Source organism: Actinosynnema sp. NPDC023658 (assembly GCF_040639995.1).
Taxonomy (GTDB): Bacteria; Actinomycetota; Actinomycetes; order Mycobacteriales; family Pseudonocardiaceae; genus Actinosynnema.
Genome location: NZ_JBFAAX010001180.1, coordinates 1 through 1,592, shown reverse-complemented (window position 1 = coordinate 1,592; position 1,592 = coordinate 1). Strand labels below are relative to the sequence as shown.

1 protein-coding gene is annotated in these 1,592 nt (G+C 72.6%); it reads left to right on the top strand.

The genetic code is table 11. From position 1 onward, the window contains the following. The first annotated feature begins 211 nt into the window (after positions 1-211). Positions 212-1,357, top strand: coding sequence for a glycosyltransferase (locus AB0G02_RS39330; protein ID WP_360805350.1), 1,146 nt, complete (start codon positions 212-214; stop codon positions 1,355-1,357). Positions 1,358-1,592 lie beyond the last annotated feature (235 nt).

Genomic DNA, 1,592 nt, shown 5'->3' with positions numbered 1-1,592 from the left:
TTCCCACGTACCCCCGGCGGGCTGCCTAGTCAACAATCCACCTCCCACCCCGCCGCAGCGACCCACCCACGGCCCGCGCCCCGCGAATCGTCTGCACGGTTGACCCAAACGGCCCGCTGCCAGGACGAACACCCGAAGTGACGTCCGCTCCTCCCGCAGCAACCGGGCGCGGACCACTTTCCCCGCAATGAGGGCTCCCTACGGTTTTCCGGTGCGAATCCTCTTCTCGAGCCTCGGCTCCTATGGACATGCCTTCCCGCTCATGCCGCTCGCCATCGCAGCACGCGACGTGGGCCACGACGTCACCTTCGCGACCACGGCCCCCTTCGCGCGCGCGGTGACCGCCCACGGCATCGACCACGTCACCGCGGGCATGGACATGCTCGAAGCGTTCCACCTGGCCAACGCGGGTCCCGCGGCCAGAAAGACACCCGACTTCCGACCCGAACGCGTCTCCAGGGTGTTCGGCTCGATCCTGCCGCGCAGCTGCGCCGCCGACCTGGCGCCGATCATTGCCGACCGCAAGCCCGACCTCGTCGTGCACGAGCTCGCCAACCCCGGTGGAGGGTTGGCCGCGAAGGCCGCGGGCGTGCCCGCGGTGTGCCACTCGTTCGGCCGGATGTGGCGACCGACAGGCCCTCCCCAAGCCCTGCGCGCGAACCTCGTCGAGGTCGCCGCGGACCTCGGCGTCGACCTGCCCGACGGCGACACCATGCCGCTGGGCAACCCCTACCTCGACATCTGCCCGCCGTCGGTGCAGGACCCGGAGTTCCCGGTCGCGCCGATGGAGGTCGTCCCGCTGCGGCCCGTGCCGTTCTCCGAGCCCGGCGAGCTGCCGTCGTGGGTGCGCGAGCACCGCGAGCCGTTGGTGTACCTGACGCTGGGCACCGCGTTCGGTGACGCGGGGGTGCTGCGCACCGCGATCGCCGGCCTGGCGACGGTGGGTGCGAGGGTGTTCGTGTCCACCGGTCCGAGCGTGGCGGTCGAGGCGCTGGGAGACGTGCCGGACAACGTGGTCGTGCGGCCGTGGTTGCCGCAGGCCGACCTCCTGCCGCACGTGGACCTCGTGGTGCACCACGGCGGTGCCGGCGCGACGATGGGCACGTTCGCCACGGGCGTGCCGCACCTGGTCCTCCCCCAGGGTGCCGACCAGTTCAGCAACGCCGACGTCGTGACTGCGGCCGGGCTGGGCGACCAAGTGCTCGCGGCGGACCTGACAGCCGAGGTGATCGCCGCCAAAGCGCGCCGCCTGCTGACCGACGAGGCCGTGCGCGACGCGGCCAGGGCGATGGCCGACGAGGTGGCCGCCATGCCGTCACCGCACGACGTGGCCCGCACGCTGCCCGACTACGCCTGACCCCCGACCGCGCACGCCACCGCGCCGGGTCGCACGTGGGGCCGCCCGACAGCTACCGCCTGCACGGCCGGTCCGCCCGTCGGCGCGTTGGTGGAGGGGCAGCCCGCAGTTGCCGGTGTGGCTTCAGATTAGCCTGTAAGTCTTGCAGCCCTTGGTGTCGGGCGGTGGCGACTGGACCGTGGCCTCGGTCCGGGGGTCGGTCGCGTGGTCCACGGCGGCCGCGTCGCCAAGGATC